Origin of the sequence: Geodermatophilus sabuli (assembly GCF_010686765.1) — a bacterium.
GTDB classification, from domain to species: Bacteria; Actinomycetota; Actinomycetes; order Mycobacteriales; family Geodermatophilaceae; genus Geodermatophilus; species Geodermatophilus sabuli_A.
Map to the genome: position 1 here is coordinate 225978 of NZ_JAAGWF010000005.1, position 16085 is coordinate 242062.

Genomic DNA, 16085 nt, shown 5'->3' on the forward strand with positions numbered 1-16085 from the left:
CGGCAGTGGGAGCGTCACGGCTCGGCGTACCAGGCGAAGCCCAGCCCCGGGACCACCAGCCGGCCGTCCCGGACGCGGAGCGGGCCGTCGCTGCCGTGCACCTGCTCGAAGGTCCCGTAGCCGGTCACGGTGTCGGCGTCGAGGCCGCGAGGGTGCGGCGAGAAGTTGGCCACCCCGACGAAGGCACCGCTGCGCGGGTGCTCGCGCCGCCACACCAGGACCTCGTCGCTCCCGGCGTCCAGCAGCACCGACTCGACGCCGGCGCGCAGCGCGAGCAGCGAGCGCCGGACCGCGCCGAGCCGCTGCAGCTGCCCGAACACCCGGCCCTCGAGCGTGGCGGGGTCGCCGCGGCGCTCGCCGGCGGCCCAGTCCATCGGGGGCCGGTGCAGCCAGCGGTTGTCCGGCGCCCGCTCGGGGTCGGCGAGGTAGCCGCTGTCGTTGCGCATCGCGAGCTCGTCGCCCATGTACAGCAGCGGGATGCCGCCCCAGGCGAAGGCCACCGAGTACAGCAGGACCAGCCGCCGGATGCCGGCGTCCAGCGCGGCGTCGTCGCCGGCCTCGAGCGCTGCCTCGATGCCGCACAGCGACGCCGCGGAGCCCGACACGCGGGCGTCGCCGGTCGCCTCGTTCTCCTGGAACAGGGCACCGCGCGCGTACGAGCCCGGGAACCGGCCGGCGTAGAAGTCGTTGAGGAAGCGCCGGTGCGCGAAGGGGTCCAGCCCCACGGCGGCGGCGTCCTCGTCGGCGACCGCCCAGCCGATGTCGTCGTGCCCTCGGACGTAGGTGACCCAGGAGGCCGTCGGTGGGATCGGCTTCATCCGGCCGAGCGCCTGCCGGGCCAGCCGGGTGTCCTGGGTGGCCAGGCTGCTCCACAGCAGCACCATGAGCTGGTTGTGGTAGGCCAGGTCGCACTCGGGCCGGTACCGGTCGTGGCCTCCGAGGTAGGGCACCAGGTCGTCGGGCGACACGATCGCCTCGGCCTTGAACACCACACCGGGTGCGGCCAGCCGGGCGAGCGCGTGCAGCAACTGGAGCAGGGAGTGCCCCTCCGGCTGGTTCTGGCAGCTGGTGCCCAGCCGCTTCCACATGAACGGGACGGCGTCCATGCGGAAGACGTCGACCCCGCGGTTGGCCAGCCAGGTGATCTCCCCCAGCATCCTCAGGGTCACCTCGGGGTTGGCGTAGTCGAGGTCCCACTGGTACGGCCAGAACGTCGTCCAGACCCAGCCCCCGGCGCCGCCGCAGGCCTCGGGCACCCAGCTGAACGAGCCCGGCGCCCGGTCCGGGAACACCTCGGGGATCGTGGCGTCGTACGCGTCGGGCATCGTCCGGTCGGGGAAGGCGGTGTAGAAGCCCGCGTAGGCGGGGTCCCCGGCCAGCCACCCCTGCGCCCAGGCGTGCTCCCGGGCGGTGTGGTTGAGGACCAGGTCGATGCACAGGCTCATGCCCCGGTCGTGCAGCGCCGTAGCCACCTGCTCGAGGTCGGCCATCGTGCCCAGCCGGGGGTCCACCGCGCGGTAGTCGGCCACCGCGTACCCGCCGTCGTTCTCGCCCGGACGCGGACGGAGCAGCGGCATGAGGTGCAGGTAGGTGGTGCCCAGCTCGGCGAGGTGGTCGAGGTGGCCGGGCAGCCGGTCAAGGGTGCCGCAGAACCGGTCGACGTAGCAGACGTAGCCCTGCACGCGCGCCCGCTGGAACCAGCCGGGGTCGATCTCCCGGCGGCGGTCGATCCGGCGCAGCGCCGCCGGCCGTTCGCCCGCGGCGGTCAGCACCATCCGCAGCGCCCGCTCGAAGAGCTCGTCCGCGGCCGGCCCGTAGAGGACGGCGAGGGGCTCGTGCACGTCGAACAGCGCGAGGTCGGCCCGGCTGAGGAAGGCGTCGGCGTCGGCGGCGCCCAACGCGGCCACCGCGTCCGGCTCCAGCCGGGGCCGGAGGGCCGCCCACGCCCGCCGCGCCGCCTCGTTGCGGGCGGCCGCCGGAACCGTCACCGGGTCAGTATCGCGGCGGTGTTCGCCCACGGCATGACCACCGCCGCGGACCGCTCGCCCGGCGTTCACTGGAGGGCGTAATCGAGTAATCAGGAGGTGGGCCGTGAGCCTGGCACCCGAGTCCGACACTGGCGCGGCGCTGGACGCCTACTCCCGCATCGTCACCGCGGTCGCCGCCGACCTCACCCCGCACGTGGCCGCTCTGCAGATCACCGGCCCCGGTGGTCGCGGCGGCGCCGGGTCGGCCGTCGTCGTCCCCGGGGACGGGCTGCTGCTCACCAACGCCCACGTGGTCGGCCCGGCCCGCCGCGGCCGGGCGGTGTTCAGCGACGGCAGCGAGTCCGACGTCGAGGTCGTCGGGGCCGATCCGCTGTCCGACCTGGCCGTCGTGCGCGCCCGGTCCGCGACCCCGCCCCCGGCGGTGCTGGGCGACGCCGCGCACCTGCGGGTGGGCCAGCTCGTCGTCGCCGTCGGCAACCCGCTCGGGCTGGCCGGCTCGGTGACCGCCGGCGTGGTCAGCGGCCTGGGGCGCTCCCTGCCGACCCGCGACGGCCGTACCGCCCGGGTGGTCGAGGACGTCATCCAGACCGACGCCGCGCTCAACCCCGGCAACTCCGGCGGAGCCCTGGCCGACTCGGCCGGCCGGGTCGTCGGCGTCAGCACCGCGGTGGCCGGCTGGGGGCTGGGGCTGGCCGTGCCGGTCGACGAGACGACCCGCCGGATCGTCGCGGCCCTGGTCCGGGACGGCCGGGTGCGCCGCGCCTACCTCGGCCTGGTCAGCACGCCGGCGCCGCTGCCGGCCGCGCTCGCCGAACGGACCGGCCGCCGGCGCGGGCTGCGGATCGTCGACGTGGTGGCGGGCTCCCCGGCCGACCGGGCCGGCCTCAAGGCCGGCGACCTCGTGCTCGAGGCCGCGCGGGCGCCGGTCGCGGAGGCGCAGAGCCTGCAGCGGCTGCTGTTCGAGGACGCCATCGGGGTACCGCTGCCGGTCACCGTCCACCGGCGCGGGGCCATGGTGGACGTCATCACGGTGCCCACCGAGTTGAGCGGCGCGTGACCGGCGGGGACCCTCGTCCCCCGACCGGACGGGCACCGGCTCACCCCTTGGGGCGGGAACCCTCCGGCCGGACTGCGGAGTGTCACCGGAGCGACCGATGCTGTCCCCGGATGGAACGGGGGGTCCCATGCGGCCGGAACGACAGGGTGGCATCGCGCTGCTCTCACTGCTCTACGCGGTGAGCGCGGCGTTGTGTGCCGTCGGCGCTGTGCAGCCGATGTCCTCGCGGACGCCGGTCCCGCTGCTGTGGGCGCTCGCCGGCATCGGTGCCGCCGGGGCGGCCGTGCTCTGGGTGCGCCGCGACCGCCTGGGCAGCGGCACGGTGCACGTGGCGGTGCTGCTCATGTCCGCCCTCGTCGGCGTGCTGGCCTGGCGCTCGGCCACCGCGGTGGGCATCGTCGGGCTCGGTCCGGCGATGGTCGCGCTCGGCGTCTTCGCGGCGCACTTCCTCTCCCACGGCGCTGCCCGCGGGCACGTGGCCTTCCTGCTGAGCGCGGCCTCCGCCGGCGCCACCGCAGCCGAGCCGTCGGGCTTCCTCGCGCCGTGGACCACCATGGTGGTGACCGTCGTGATCCTCACCGAGGCGCAGGCGCGCATCTCCGGCCAGCTGCACCGCGCCGCGGGCACCGATCCGCTGACCGGGCTGGCCAACCGGCGCGCATGGGAGGCGGAGGCCTCGCGCACCCTCGCGCACGCACTGCGCACCGGCGAGCCGCTGACCGTGGCCGTGCTCGACCTCGACGGCTTCAAGGCGATCAACGACGAGGACGGCCACGGGGCCGGAGACGCCCTGCTGCAGGCCCTCGCCGAGCGCTGGAGCGAGCAGCTGCGCCTCGCGGACCTGCTCGGTCGCTTCGGCGGCGACGAGTTCGTCCTGTGCCTGCCCGGCACCGACGCGGTCCGGGCCGAGGAGCTGCTCAGCCGGCTGCGGTCCAGCCACCCGGCGTCGTGGTCGGCCGGGACGGCGGCCGCGCGCGCCGGCGACACCCTGCCCGAGCTGCTCCTGCGCGCGGACGCGGAGCTGTACCGGCACAAGCGGCGCAGCGGCCGGATCGCCTGAACGGGCCCGTCAGGGACGCCGCCAGTCGTCCGAGCGCAGGTGCGAGCCGGCCATCGGGCCCATCTGCAGCATCCCGCCGTCCACCGCCCAGGACGCACCGGTGACGTACCCGGCCGCCGGCGAGGCGAGGAAGGCGACGACGGCGGCCACCTCGCGGGCGTCGCCGGGCCGGCGCAGGGGCACCCCGGGGCGCTCGTGCCCGGGAGCGGTGGGGTCCTCGTCCTCCTGACCGGTCATCTCGGTGGCGATCTCGCCCGGGGCGACGGCGTTGACGGTGATGCCGTGCTCGGCGAGCTCCAGCGCGGCCACCCGGGTCAGCAGCCCCAGGCCGCCCTTGGCCGCGCAGTAGGCCGCGGCACCGACGCGTGGCTGGTGCTCGTGCACGCTGGTGATGTTGACGATCCGACCGCCGCGGCCGGCGGCGACCATGCGCCGCGCCGCGCGCTGCAGACAGAGGAAGGCACCGTCCAGGTCGGTGGCCAGCACCTCCCGCCAGGTGTCGAGGTCCAGCTCGAGCAGCGGGGTGGCATGGCCGGTGCCGGCGTCGTTGACCAGGACGTCGAGTCCGCCCAGCGCCTCGGCCAGCTCGTCGACGACGTCCGCCGCGCCGGGCAACCGGGTGAGGTCGAGGTGGCGCACCTCGGCCCGGCGACCCAGGTCACGGACCTCCTCGGCGGTGGCCTCGGCGGCGGCCTGCGCGCGGTACCAGGTGATGCCGACGTCGCAGCCGGCCTCGGCGAGGGCGACCGCGGTGGCCCGGCCGATGCCCGACTCCGAGCCGGTGACGACGGCGACGCGCGGCGCTGCGCTCTGGGTCATGCGCCGACGCTAAGACCCGTGCCGCGGACCCGCGAGGGGCAGAGAGGGTGGTGGGCCCCTCTGCAGGGTCCCGCCGCGAGCCTGCGAGTGGCGGGGGGCAGAGGGGTCCTCTCTCAGGCTGCGACGGCCAGGCGCTCGTCGAGCAGACCGTCGACGGCCGCCGCGGCCTCGGCCACCCGATGGGTGTTCTCGGCCGACGGGCAGTGCGCCTGCGCGCTGCGGGCGACGCCGAGGGCGATGTAGGCGACGGCGATCTCCAGGTCGAGGTCGTCGAGGCTGCTGACGGTGCGGGTCATGGTGACCTCCCGGCGAGTGCGATGCCTGTCGTCCCGGTGCCACGGTGCCGCTCCCGCGTTCGCCGCGGCAGCCGCACCCTGGGGTGGCTCCCGTCCCCAGTCGGAGGGGACGACCCGGACGTTAGGCGGGGGGTACGACAGGAACCGCGCGGTCGAACCGGTCGGCCCAGCCGCGCAGGTGCTCGCGCAGCTCCGGCGGGCCGACCACGCTGAACTCCGCGCCGAGGGAGCCCAGGGCGAGGGCGGCCCAGTCCAGGTCGTCGGGCTCGGTGGTGACCCTGCAGCGCCCCGGGCCGGCGTCTTCGACCGCGGCCCAGCGGCCGATCCGCGCCCGGACGTCGTCGGCCGGGGCCGCCACGAGCGCCTCCACCCGCCACCCCGTCGCCCGTACGCCGAGCCCGGCCCGCACGAACGCGACGGCGTCCTCGGCCGGGAGCCGCCGCGGGGCGAAGCGGGCGCCGGTCGCCCGGGGGGCGCTCAGCCGGTCGAGGCGGAAGCTGCGCCAGTCCCCGCGCGTGAGGTCGTAGGCGACCAGGTACCAGCGCCGCCCCAGCGAGACCAGCCGGTGCGGCTCCACCTCGCGGTCGGTCGGGGTGCCGTCGGCGGCGGTGTAGGCGAAGGCCAGTCGCTCGACGTCCCGGCAGGCCGAGGCCACGGTGGTGAGCGCGGCGGGGTCGACGACGTCCCGGGGCCCGCCCCAGGACGCCGGCTCGGTCACCGCCCGCAGAGCCTCCACCCGGCGCCGCAGCCGGGCCGGCATCACCTGCACCACCTTGGCCAGCGCGCGCACCGACGACTCCGCCGTCCCGGCGACCGCGCTGTGTGCCGCCGCCTGCAGCCCGATGACCAGCGCGACCGCCTCCTCGTCGTCGAGGACCAACGGTGGCAACGCCGCTCCCGGGGCCAGCTGGTACCCGCCGTCGACGCCACGCTGCGCCTCCACCGGGTAGCCGAGCGTCCGGAGCCGGTCGACGTCGCGGCGCAGCGTGCGCACCGAGATCCCCAGCCGGTCGGCGAGGTCGGCGCCGGCCCAGTAGCGGCGCTGCTGGAGCAGGGACAGCAGGCGCAGGGTGCGGCCACCGGGGTCGGTCATGTCCGCCATCTTGTCCGGGATTGCGGTCAGGATCTGGCACTTGTGCCCCATAGCGTGGTGCCTGACCGAGATGACGGACACCGGAAGGCGGACACCATGGACGCGACCACCACCCTCACCCGCGAGCGCGCCGACCTGCTGGAGACGCTGGCCGCCCACCGGCACTTCCTCCGCTACACCGTCCGCGGGCTCACCGACGACCAGGCCCGGCAGCGGACGACGGCCAGCGAGCTGACCCTCGGCGGGCTGGTGAAGCACGTGGCCGCCCAGGAGGCCAACTGGGTCCGCTTCATCGTGGAGGGCCCCGCAGCCGTCGCCCCGCCCACCGAGGAGTCCGGGTGGGCCGCGTGGGGAGCGGAGTTCCGGATGGGTCCCGGCGAGACCCTCGACGGCGTCCTCGCGGACTACGCGGAGGTCGCCCGGCGCACCGACGAGCTGGTGCGCACGCTGCCCGACCTCGACGCCGGCCACCCGCTGCCCGAGGCGCCGTGGTTCGAGCCGGGCGCGTTCCGCTCGGCTCGCCGGGTGTTCCTGCACATCGTGGCCGAGACCGCCCAGCACGCCGGGCACGCGGACATCCTGCGGGAGTCCCTGGACGGCCAGAAGTCCATGGGGTGATCCGCGCGTCACCTGGCGGGCGGTGCGTCGTCCTCCAGGGCGTGCAGGTGCTCGACCGCCCGGTCGCGGGCGGCGGCGGCCTCGGTGGCCTGCCGCTCGGCGGTCCGGCGGTGCCGTTCGGCGGTCCTGAGCTCGTCGGTGGCCTCGGCGGCCGCCCGCTCGACCCGCGCCAGCTCGTCGGCGAGCTCGGTGACCCGGGCCTGGAGCTCGCTCCGCCGTGCGTCGAGGTCGTCGACGCGGAACTGCTCCTCCTCCGCGGCGGCCCGGGTCTCGGCGGCCACGGTGGTCGCCTCCTCGACGGCCTGCCGTGCCTCCGCCAGCTCGCGCAGGCGCTTCTCCTCGGCCGCCCGCCGGGCCTCCTCCTCCCGCTGCCGGCGGCGCTCGGCCGCGTCGGCACCGACCGCCGTCGCCGGCCGCTCCGGCCGGTCCGGCCGGGTTGCGCGCGGCGGGGGCACCAGGCGCAGGTCGGGCCGGCTGCCGGTGGTGCCCAGGCCGCTGTAGGACATGGGCGCGGTCAGCCGACCCGACAGCAGCGCCTCCCCCGCCTCCGGATCGGCCATCGCCGCGCGCAGCGTGTCCTCGACCTGGGCCTCGACGGAGCTGCTGATCCGGTGCCCCCGCTCCCGGGCCAGGGCACCGGCCTGGCGGGTGAGTGCGTTGAGCAGCTGGGAACGCTGCCGGTTGAGCGCTCTCAGCTGGTCCCCGGCCAGGCTCTCCTGCGCCTCGCGGAGCAGTCCGCCGAGTTCGACGAGCGACTCGATCTCCGCGCGGTGGGCCTGCACCAGGACGTTGCACGCCCACGCCGCCGTGGACGGCTTGGGCAGCTCGCCGATCGCCTTGGCCAGCGGGCGGTCGCCGTCGGCGCGGGCGTCGTCCTGCCGGGCCTTGCGCAGCGCGATGAACTCCTCGGGCGGCACCGCGTAGAGCTCGCCGGCCACGTCCTCGAGATCCATGCCACCTCCGTGCGGTCCTGCGCCGTGGTGGCCGTCGAGCCGGGAGTACCCGGAGTTCGTCGCACCCGGGGGCGCCCGCGGCTGACGGTCAGGCGGTGCGGGGGCCCTTCCAGATGTCGATGCCGGCGTCCACGGCGTGCTGGTCGATGGCGGCCAGCTCGTCGTCGGTGAAGTCCAGCCGGTCCAGGGCGGCGATGTTCTGCTCGAGCTGGCCGACGCTGCTCGCACCGACGAGCACGCTGGTCACCCGCGGGTCCCGCAGCGCCCACGCGAGCGCCAGCTGCGCCAGGCTCTGACCGCGCCCGCCCGCGATCTCGTGCAGGGCGCGGACGTGGGTCAGTGCCTCGTCGGTGATCAGGTCGGTCGACAGCGACTTGCCCTGGCTGGCCCGTGAGCCCTCGGGGATGCCGTCCAGGTACTTGTCGGTGAGCATGCCCTGGGCCAGCGGGGAGAACGCGATGCAGCCGGCGCCGACGTCCTCGAGGGTGTCGAGCAGGCCCTCGGTCTCGATCCAGCGGTTGAGCATCGAGTAGGAGGGCTGGTGGATCAGCAGCGGCGTCCCGAGGTCGGCGAGGATCTCGGCGGCCCTGGCGGTGTCCTCCGGCGAGTAGGACGAGATGCCGGCGTAGAGCGCCTTGCCCGACCGGACGGCGAGGTCGAGTGCACCCATCGTCTCCTCGAGCGGCGTGCTCGGGTCGGGCCGGTGCGAGTAGAAGACGTCGACGTACTCGAGGCCCATGCGGCGCAGTGACTGGTCGAGGCTGGCCAGGACGTACTTGCGGGAGCCCCCGCCGTGCCCGTACGGACCGGGCCACATGTCGTAACCGGCCTTGGTCGAGATCACCAGCTGGTCGCGGTAGGGCGCGAAGTCATCGGCGAGGTGGCGGCCGAAGTTCGTCTCCGCGGAGCCGTACGGCGGGCCGTAGTTGTTGGCCAGGTCGAAGTGGGTGACGCCGAGGTCGAAGGCGCGCCGGAGGATGGCGCGCTGCCGGTCGAACGGGACGTCGTCGCCGAAGTTGTGCCACAGCCCGAGGCTCACGGCCGGCAGGTCCAGGCCGCTGCGGCCGGTGCGCCGGTAGGTCATGGAGTCGTAGCGGGTGTCGGACGCGCAGTACGGCATGCCCCGATCCAACCAGCGCGCCCGCGTACCGGCCCGTCGCCTGCTCTGCGGCCGACGCCCCGTGGCCCGTGAGGGTGAGTGAGGTGGCCGGTCCCCCGGTCGCGCGGAGCAACTCCCACCGGCGGCCGGACGGCTGGCGGGCCGGCCGGTCGAGGGGCCCGCCTGCTCGCGCGGCGGGTGGCTCGACCCCTGGGAGGGGGGCACGCGAGGGCCTAGGGTCGGGTCGTCAGTGGTCCCCTCCGACCCGGGAGATGTCGTGCTCCGCCTACTCGGACTCCTGCTGGTCATCTGGCTGGCGATCACCATCCTCGGTGCGGTCGTGAAGGGCCTGTTCTGGCTGGCCATCGTCGGTCTCGTCTTCTTCGTCGCCACCGCGGCGCTCGGCTGGGGCAAGCAGCAGAAGCGGCTCTGACCGCCGGGTGCCGGGCCCATCGGTTGAGCCCGGGGGTGTCGCAGCGACCGTCCGTCCAGCAGTGCCCCAGCAGCGGTGCCCCGGCTCCGCACGAGGCGGAACCGGGGCACCGACGTCCTGAGCCGGCCGACTACGTCAGCTGCAGCCGCTGGTGGAGCCGCAGCCCTCGCAGACGTAGCAGCTGCCGGCCGGGCGCATCTTCGTCCCGCAGGTCATGCACAGCGGCGCGTCGGTCGCCGTGCCGGTGACCAGCTCGAACAGCTCGGCCGAGGAGTGCGCCTCGGTGATCGGCTTCCCCGCCGGGGCCTCGGGCTTGGGCTCCGGCTTGGCAGGCGCCTCGGTCGGCACGGAGCTGCGCAGCGCCTCCACGTCGACCTCCTCCTCCACCACGTCGGCGGTGGAGGCCGAGGTGCCGTAACCGGACACCTGGGCGGCCCGCTCCTCGGCGCTGAAGATGCCGAGCTCGGCGCGCTTGTCCACGGGCAGGTGGTCCAGCGCCAGGCGACGGAAGATGTAGTCCATCACCGACTGGGCGATGCGGATGTCCGGGTCGTCGGTCATACCGGCCGGCTCGAAGCGCATGTTGGTGAACTTCTGGATGTAGGTCTCCAGCGGCACACCGTGCTGCAGCGCGATCGAGATGCCGATCGAGAAGGCGTCCATCACGCCGGCCAGGGTCGACCCCTGCTTGCCCAGCTTGAGGAAGACCTCGCCCAGGCTGCCGTCCTCGTACATGCCCGCGGTCATGTAGCCCTCGGCGCCCGCGACGCTGAACGACGTGGTCATGCTCGTCCGCTTCTTGGGCAGCCGCTTGCGCACCGGGTGCGACATGGCGGCCGGCGCCGCCACCTCGGTCGTGGCGGCCACGTCGCTGCTGGCCTTCTTGGCCTTGCCGTCGGACAGGGGCTGACCGACCTTGCAGTTGTCGCGGTAGATCGCCAGCGCCTTGAGGCCTGACTTCCAGCCCTGGAAGTAGATGTTCTCGACGTCCTCGATGGTCGCCGTCTCGGGCATGTTCACCGTCTTGCTGATGGCGCCGGAGATGAACGGCTGCACCGCGGCCATCATCCGGACGTGGCCCATCGGCGCGATGGCCCGCTCACCCATCGCGCAGTCGAAGACCTCGTAGTGCTCCGGCCGCAGGCTCGGGGCGTCGACGACGTGCCCGTGCTCCGCGATGAACTCGACGATCGCCTCGATCTGCTCACCCTGGTAACCGAGGCTCTTCAGCGCCCGCGGCACCGTCTGGTTGACGATCTGCATGGAGCCGCCGCCGACCAGCTTCTTGTACTTGACCAGCGAGAAGTCCGGCTCGATGCCAGTTGTGTCGCAGTCCATCATGAAGCCGATGGTCCCGGTGGGGGCCAGCACGGAGGCCTGCGCGTTGCGCCAGCCGTTGTCACCGCCGATCTCCAGGCACTCCTGCCACTGGGCGGTCGCGACCTTGAGCACGTCGGCGTCATCGGCGCCGACCGGACGGATCGCGTCGTTGGCCGCGGCGTGCTTGCGCATCACCCGGGCGTGGGCGTCGGCGTTGCGGGCGAAGCCCTCGTAGGCGCCGACGATGCCGGCGAGCTCGGCGGACCGGCGGTAGGCCGTCCCGGTCATGAGCGAGGTGATCGCCGCCGCCAGGGTCTGACCGCCGCGTGAGTCGTAGGCGTGGCCGGTGGCCATGAGCAGCGCACCCAGGTTGGCGTAGCCGATGCCCAGCTGCCGGTAGGCGCGCGTGGTCTCGCCGATCGGGTCGGTCGGGAAGTCGGCGAAGCAGATGGAGATGTCCATCGCCGTGATGACCAGCTCGACGGCCTTGACGAAGGTCTTGGCGTCGAAGGTGCCGTCGTCCTTGAGGAACTTGAGCAGGTTCAGCGACGCCAGGTTGCACGAGCTGTTGTCCAGGCTCATGTACTCCGAGCACGGGTTGGACGCGTTGATCCGCCCGGTCTCGGGGTTGGTGTGCCAGTCGTTGATCGTGTCGTCGTACTGGATGCCCGGGTCGGCGCACTCCCAGGCGGCCTGGGTGACCTTGCGGAACAGCGTCTTGGCGTCGACGGTCTCGATGACCGACCCGTCCATGCGGCCGCGGAGGCCGAACTCGGTGCCTTCCTCGACCGCGCGCATGAACTCGTCGGAGACCCGGACCGAGTTGTTGGCGTTCTGGTACTGGACGCTGGTGATGTCCTTGCCGCCGAGGTCCATGTCGTACCCGGCGTCGCGCAGCGCGCGGATCTTGTCCTCCTCGCGCGCCTTCGTCTCGATGAACTCCTCGATGTCGGGGTGGTCGATGTCGAGGACGACCATCTTCGCCGCGCGGCGGGTGGCGCCACCGGACTTGATGGTGCCGGCGGAGGCGTCGGCACCGCGCATGAAGCTGACCGGGCCGGAGGCGGTGCCACCGGAGGACAGCAGCTCCTTGGAGGAGCGGATGCGGGAGAGGTTGAGGCCGGCACCGGACCCGCCCTTGAAGATCAGCCCCTCCTCCCGGTACCAGTTGAGGATCGAGTCCATCGTGTCGTCGACGGCCAGGATGAAGCACGCGCTGACCTGCTGCGGGGCGCTGGTGCCGACGTTGAACCAGACGGGCGAGTTGAAGCTGAAGTACTGGTGCATGAGCATCCAGGTCAGCTCGTGCTCGAAGATCTCGGCGTCGCCCTCGGTGGCGAAGTAGCCGTGGTCCCGGCCCGCCTGGCCGTAGGTGAGCACGACCCGGTCGATCAGCTGGCGGAGGCTGCTCTCCCGCTGGGCGGTGCCCACCGCGCCGCGGAAGTACTTCGTGGTGACGATGTTGGCCGCGTTGACGCTCCACTCGGCCGGGAACTCCACGCCACGCTGCTCGAAGTTGATCGAGCCGTCACGCCAGTTGGTCATGACGACGTCGCGACGCTCCCAGGTCACCTCGTCGTACGGGTGCACCCCGGCGGTCGTGAAGACCCGCTTGATCTTCAGGCCCTTGCCGCGGGTCGGTGCCTTGGCGGCGCGGCGGGTGCGGCCCGACAAGCGGTCCTCGGTCTCTGTCACGGAGCTCTCCCTCGTGTCGTGGTCCGGCGGCTGGGGAAGCGCCGCTCTCGGGTGCTGCTCTGGATGGTGTGTAGCGGGTGGTGCTGACAGTTCTCAGGTGCCGACGACGCTGCCGTCGGGGGCGGGCTGGGCCCGTCCCCCACCCCGACGACGGACGGCCGGGGGGCCGTCCTGCATGCCGGGGAGCGGCGGGGTGCCGGCGGGGAGGTGCCGGAGCCGCAGCTCGGTGATCTCCTTCTCGAAGTCCTCGAGGGAGGTGAAGGCCCGGTAGACGCTGGCGAAGCGGAGGTAGGCCACCTCGTCCAGCTCGCGCAGCGGCCGGAGGATCGCCAACCCGACCTCGTGACTGGGCACCTCGGCCGCGCCGGTGGCGCGGATGGCGTCCTCCACCTGCTGGGCGAGCAGCTGCAACTGGTCCTCGTCGACCGGCCGCCCCTGACAGGCCCGCCGCACGCCCGCCACCACCTTGGTGCGGTTGAACGGCTCGCTCACGCCACTGCGCTTCACCACGGCCAGGACGGCCTCCTCCACCGTGGTGAAACGACGCCCGCACGCGGGGCACGAGCGGCGGCGGCGCGTGGTGGCTCCCTCGTCGGCCTCTCGCGAGTCGATGACGCGACTGTCGGCGTTGTGACAGAAGGGGCAACGCACGGCGTCCTCCCCTCTCGTGTGGTGCCGCGTCCGGGGAGTCCCGGAGCGCGGCGTCCGTCACGACCGACGCTGTGGACCCTCCTGGGGACATCCGGTGGACGTCACGGGGAGAACCTGAGGATCGGCTGTGGACGGACTTACAGCGGTGCAACTACTAGATGTAGGGGAACCCTAGAACTGCCCCCACTAGATGTGCAAGCGCAGACGCACCCGGCGTGTTCCGCCGTGACCCGCGGGTGGCCAGGCGCGCTCAGCCGTCCCACCGGTCACAGCGACACGCCGCGACACGCCTCCGGGCACCCGCGTCCGGCGACGTGACTGGTGTGGGGCGGCGCCAGTCCGACCGGCACGGGAGGGACGGCGCAGCTCCGCCTGGCGCGGAGGGCGCCGTCAGGCCCGCCCGACGGCGTCCGGTCGGGGGAGCCGCGGACGCGGTACGCGGTCACCGAGGCGCAGCGGCCTGGTCATGCAGTCGGCCTCTGCGCGCGGTGCGTCGCTGGGCGGCTCTGCCGGGACCTCGTCGACGGCACGGTGACGCCCGGGGACCGCAGGGGCGCGGTGCCGCCCCGGCACGATGCCGCTGCGGACGGCGGGCAGCTCCGCGGTGACGTCCCCACCGTGACGGCGGCGACGACGGCGGTGGTCAGCGGCAGTCGGGGCGCCGGCCTCCGACGAGTACTCCGGCGCGGCGAGCACGTCGGCCACCAGGCGCTCGCGCGCGGAGGCGCGGTGCAGCGTGACCGTCGGGGGTGCGGGGTCCGTCGAGCCGCCCCGGCCACGGTGACCCTCCGCCGGCGCCGGGGCGCGAGCAGGCACGTCGCGAGCAGGATCGTCGCGAGCCGGCTCGGGCAGCCGGAGCTCCGCCAGATCGGTCCAGGCCTCGCGCTCGGCCCCGGCGACCACTGCGCGCACCCGGACCTGGCAGGCGCCGCGGGCATCGTGGCGCCAGCCCAGGATCACCCCGGGCCACCAGGTGGCGTCGACGCAGACCTCGACGTGCTGCGACAGCTGGGTGAAGACCACTGCTCGGCTCTCCGTCATCCCTGACACACCGATGACCGTAGGCGCGGAACCGTGCACGGACAGTCAGCAACTCCGTACCGACGGTTGACGAACATCGGTCTCCGACCTTGGCGCTCTCTGGCCCCGGGGACGCGTCTGCGCAGGCCTGCGGCTCGCCGGCACCCAGTGAGGTGCCGATGCACCACCCGGCCGGTCCAGCGCGACCGCTACGCAGCGATCACGGCAGGGTGAGGACCTGACCCGGGACGACGACGGCGTCGTCCAGGCCGTTGAGCGCCTGGATCGCGTCGACGACGCCGCGCACGTCGTCACTGGCGTCGGCCGCCTCCGCGGCGATGGACCACACCGTGTCGCCCGGCTGGACGACGACCGTCCGGTCACCGGCCAGACGCAACCCCTTCCCGGGGCCGTCGTCGAGGAGGCCGTGCCCCAGGGCGACCACGCCGACCGCCAGGGCCGCGGCGAGCACGGCGACCAGCCGGCGGCCACGGCGCGTCAGGCGCAGCGGCGCGGCCGCCGAGCCGGAGCCACACCCCACCCGGACCGTGCGGCCGGCCCGCCGGCCCGACCGGGGCGGTCGCCCTCCGGGGCGGGCGAGATCGCCCCGGCGCCGGGACGGGCGGCCGGCACCGCCCGGGCCACCCACGGCGGACCGCCCGGCCGACCCGGCACGCTCGGCCACCGGCCGGAGTGGGCCGGTCACGCGCGAGCCCGCACCAGGGAGCCGGTCGGGGCCGTCCGGCGTCGCCACAAGCGACACCGGGGCGACCGGTCGGACCACTCCCGCCGGGGCGGGTCCGCCCCGGCCCCCCGGGCACCCGCACGAGATCGGTACCGCCCGCTGCACGCTTCGCATCGCCACTCCTCCGCCACTCCTCCGCCGCTCGGCGCCGCCGACCTGAGGCGGAACCGGATCGAACGTCTGTTCGAACCGAACGCCTGGACGATGTCTACCGCAGGACGCCGACGGAAACGACTCCCCGGCGCGTGTCGTTCGAACACACGTTTGAAATGGCCGGTCCGGAGCGCTACGGTTCCCCCGGGGCACCACCGGCCCCGCTCCACCCGGGGCGGCGGCAGGTCCCGAGCGACCGCCCGGTGCCGCGCCGGACGCGACCGGCCGGTGCGGACGAGCGCCCGACGAGGGCCGTGGCGGCACGGCCGACGAGGAGGACACGTGGCGGGCACGAGCGGGACGTCGGGGGGAGCGGGCAGCAGCCCGACACGACGCACCTCGGGCGGACGGGCCGGCAGCACGTCCGCCGCGACGCCGGAGACGGTCACGGGCGGATCGGTCCGCACCTTCCCGGACCGTGGTGAGGCCGGTGACGGGCTGACCCAGCGTCAGCGCCGAGTCCTGGAGGTCATCCGCGACTCGATCGAGCGACGCGGGTACCCGCCGTCGGTGCGGGAGATCGGCGAGGCGGTCGGCCTCTCGTCGGCGTCCTCGGTGGCCCACCAGCTGACCGTGCTGCAGAAGAAGGGGTGGCTGCGCCGCGACCCGAACCGCCCCCGCGCACTCGACGTCCGTCTCCCCGGCGACACCCCGGGCGAGAGTCACGCGCCGGGCGTCGAGACGGCGACCGGGGACCAGGTGCCGGCGCCGACCTACGTGCCCCTCGTGGGTCGGATCGCCGCCGGTGGCCCGGTCCTGGCCGAGCAGGCCGTGGAGGACGTCTTCCCCCTCCCGCGCGAGCTGGTCGGGGAGGGGACCCTGTTCATGCTCAAGGTGGCCGGTGACTCCATGGTCGAGGCGGCCATCTGCGACGGCGACTGGGTCGTGGTGCGCCAGCAGCCGACCGCCGAGAACGGCGAGATCGTCGCCGCCATGCTCGACGGTGAGGCGACCGTGAAGACCTACAAGCGGCGCGACGGGCACGTGTGGCTGCTCCCGCACAACCCGGCGTACGAGCCGATCCCCGGCGACGAGGCGACGATCCTCGGGCGCGTCGTCACGGTGCTCCGCCGGGTCTGAGGCGG

The 16085-nt window shown here is 74.2% G+C and carries 15 protein-coding genes; 5 read left to right on the forward strand and 10 right to left on the reverse strand.

What is annotated here, in order from left to right; all coding sequences use genetic code 11:
• Positions 1-14: 14 nt before the first annotated feature.
• A complete protein-coding gene (locus GCU56_RS04655; RefSeq protein ID WP_345771632.1) occupies positions 15-1988 on the reverse strand; it encodes an alpha-amylase family protein in 1974 nt (657 codons plus the stop codon).
• A 103-nt stretch (positions 1989-2091) separates the two neighbouring features.
• Here GCU56_RS04655 and GCU56_RS04660 point away from each other — a divergent pair, with 103 nt between their 5' ends.
• Positions 2092-3045 (forward strand): trypsin-like peptidase domain-containing protein, encoded by a 954-nt coding sequence (locus tag GCU56_RS04660; RefSeq protein ID WP_163480343.1) that lies wholly within the window; start codon positions 2092-2094, stop codon positions 3043-3045.
• 127 nt (positions 3046-3172) lie between these two features.
• On the forward strand, positions 3173-4105 hold the full coding sequence (locus GCU56_RS04665; protein WP_163480344.1) for a GGDEF domain-containing protein: 933 nt from the start codon (positions 3173-3175) through the stop codon (positions 4103-4105).
• A 9-nt stretch (positions 4106-4114) separates the two neighbouring features.
• On the opposite strand, the gene GCU56_RS04670 is transcribed toward GCU56_RS04665, so the two are convergent.
• The 3 genes from GCU56_RS04670 to GCU56_RS04680 all read right to left on the reverse strand — a co-directional run bounded on the left by GCU56_RS04670 (position 4115) and on the right by GCU56_RS04680 (position 6313).
• Positions 4115-4924 (reverse strand): SDR family oxidoreductase, encoded by an 810-nt coding sequence (locus GCU56_RS04670; protein WP_163480345.1) that lies wholly within the window; start codon positions 4922-4924, stop codon positions 4115-4117.
• A 113-nt stretch (positions 4925-5037) separates the two neighbouring features.
• Positions 5038-5220, reverse strand: coding sequence for a hypothetical protein (locus GCU56_RS04675; RefSeq protein ID WP_163480346.1), 183 nt, complete (start codon positions 5218-5220; stop codon positions 5038-5040).
• Between the two features lie 121 nt (positions 5221-5341).
• Positions 5342-6313 (reverse strand): helix-turn-helix transcriptional regulator, encoded by a 972-nt coding sequence (locus tag GCU56_RS04680; protein WP_163480347.1) that lies wholly within the window; start codon positions 6311-6313, stop codon positions 5342-5344.
• 96 nt (positions 6314-6409) lie between these two features.
• Between GCU56_RS04680 and GCU56_RS04685 the strand changes: the two genes are divergently transcribed.
• Positions 6410-6931: a DinB family protein gene (locus GCU56_RS04685; RefSeq protein WP_163480348.1), complete on the forward strand. Its 522-nt coding sequence runs from the start codon at positions 6410-6412 to the stop codon at positions 6929-6931.
• Between the two features lie 8 nt (positions 6932-6939).
• On the opposite strand, the gene GCU56_RS04690 is transcribed toward GCU56_RS04685, so the two are convergent.
• Positions 6940-7884, reverse strand: a complete 945-nt coding sequence (locus GCU56_RS04690; protein WP_163480349.1) for a hypothetical protein — start codon at positions 7882-7884, stop codon at positions 6940-6942.
• Positions 7885-7972: 88 nt separating this feature from the next.
• Positions 7973-9004, reverse strand: coding sequence for an L-glyceraldehyde 3-phosphate reductase (mgrA, locus tag GCU56_RS04695; protein WP_163480350.1), 1032 nt, complete (start codon positions 9002-9004; stop codon positions 7973-7975).
• Positions 9005-9260: 256 nt separating this feature from the next.
• Between mgrA and GCU56_RS04700 the strand changes: the two genes are divergently transcribed.
• On the forward strand, positions 9261-9416 hold the full coding sequence (locus GCU56_RS04700) for a hypothetical protein (protein ID WP_204331479.1): 156 nt from the start codon (positions 9261-9263) through the stop codon (positions 9414-9416).
• Positions 9417-9551: 135 nt separating this feature from the next.
• Here GCU56_RS04700 and GCU56_RS04705 read toward each other — a convergent pair whose 3' ends face one another.
• The 4 genes from GCU56_RS04705 to GCU56_RS04720 form a co-directional block, all read right to left on the reverse strand.
• Entirely contained in the window at positions 9552-12431 is a 2880-nt protein-coding gene (locus GCU56_RS04705; RefSeq protein WP_163480352.1) for a vitamin B12-dependent ribonucleotide reductase, read from the reverse strand.
• A gap of 93 nt (positions 12432-12524) precedes the next feature.
• Positions 12525-13082 (reverse strand): transcriptional regulator NrdR, encoded by a 558-nt coding sequence (nrdR, locus tag GCU56_RS04710; RefSeq protein WP_163480353.1) that lies wholly within the window; start codon positions 13080-13082, stop codon positions 12525-12527.
• 390 nt (positions 13083-13472) lie between these two features.
• On the reverse strand, positions 13473-14132 hold the full coding sequence (locus GCU56_RS04715; protein ID WP_163480354.1) for a hypothetical protein: 660 nt from the start codon (positions 14130-14132) through the stop codon (positions 13473-13475).
• A 190-nt stretch (positions 14133-14322) separates the two neighbouring features.
• Positions 14323-14808: a LysM peptidoglycan-binding domain-containing protein gene (locus tag GCU56_RS04720; protein WP_163480355.1), complete on the reverse strand. Its 486-nt coding sequence runs from the start codon at positions 14806-14808 to the stop codon at positions 14323-14325.
• A gap of 474 nt (positions 14809-15282) precedes the next feature.
• Here GCU56_RS04720 and lexA point away from each other — a divergent pair, with 474 nt between their 5' ends.
• Positions 15283-16080, forward strand: coding sequence for a transcriptional repressor LexA (gene lexA, locus GCU56_RS04725; protein ID WP_163480356.1), 798 nt, complete (start codon positions 15283-15285; stop codon positions 16078-16080).
• The last annotated feature ends 5 nt before the right edge of the window (positions 16081-16085 follow it).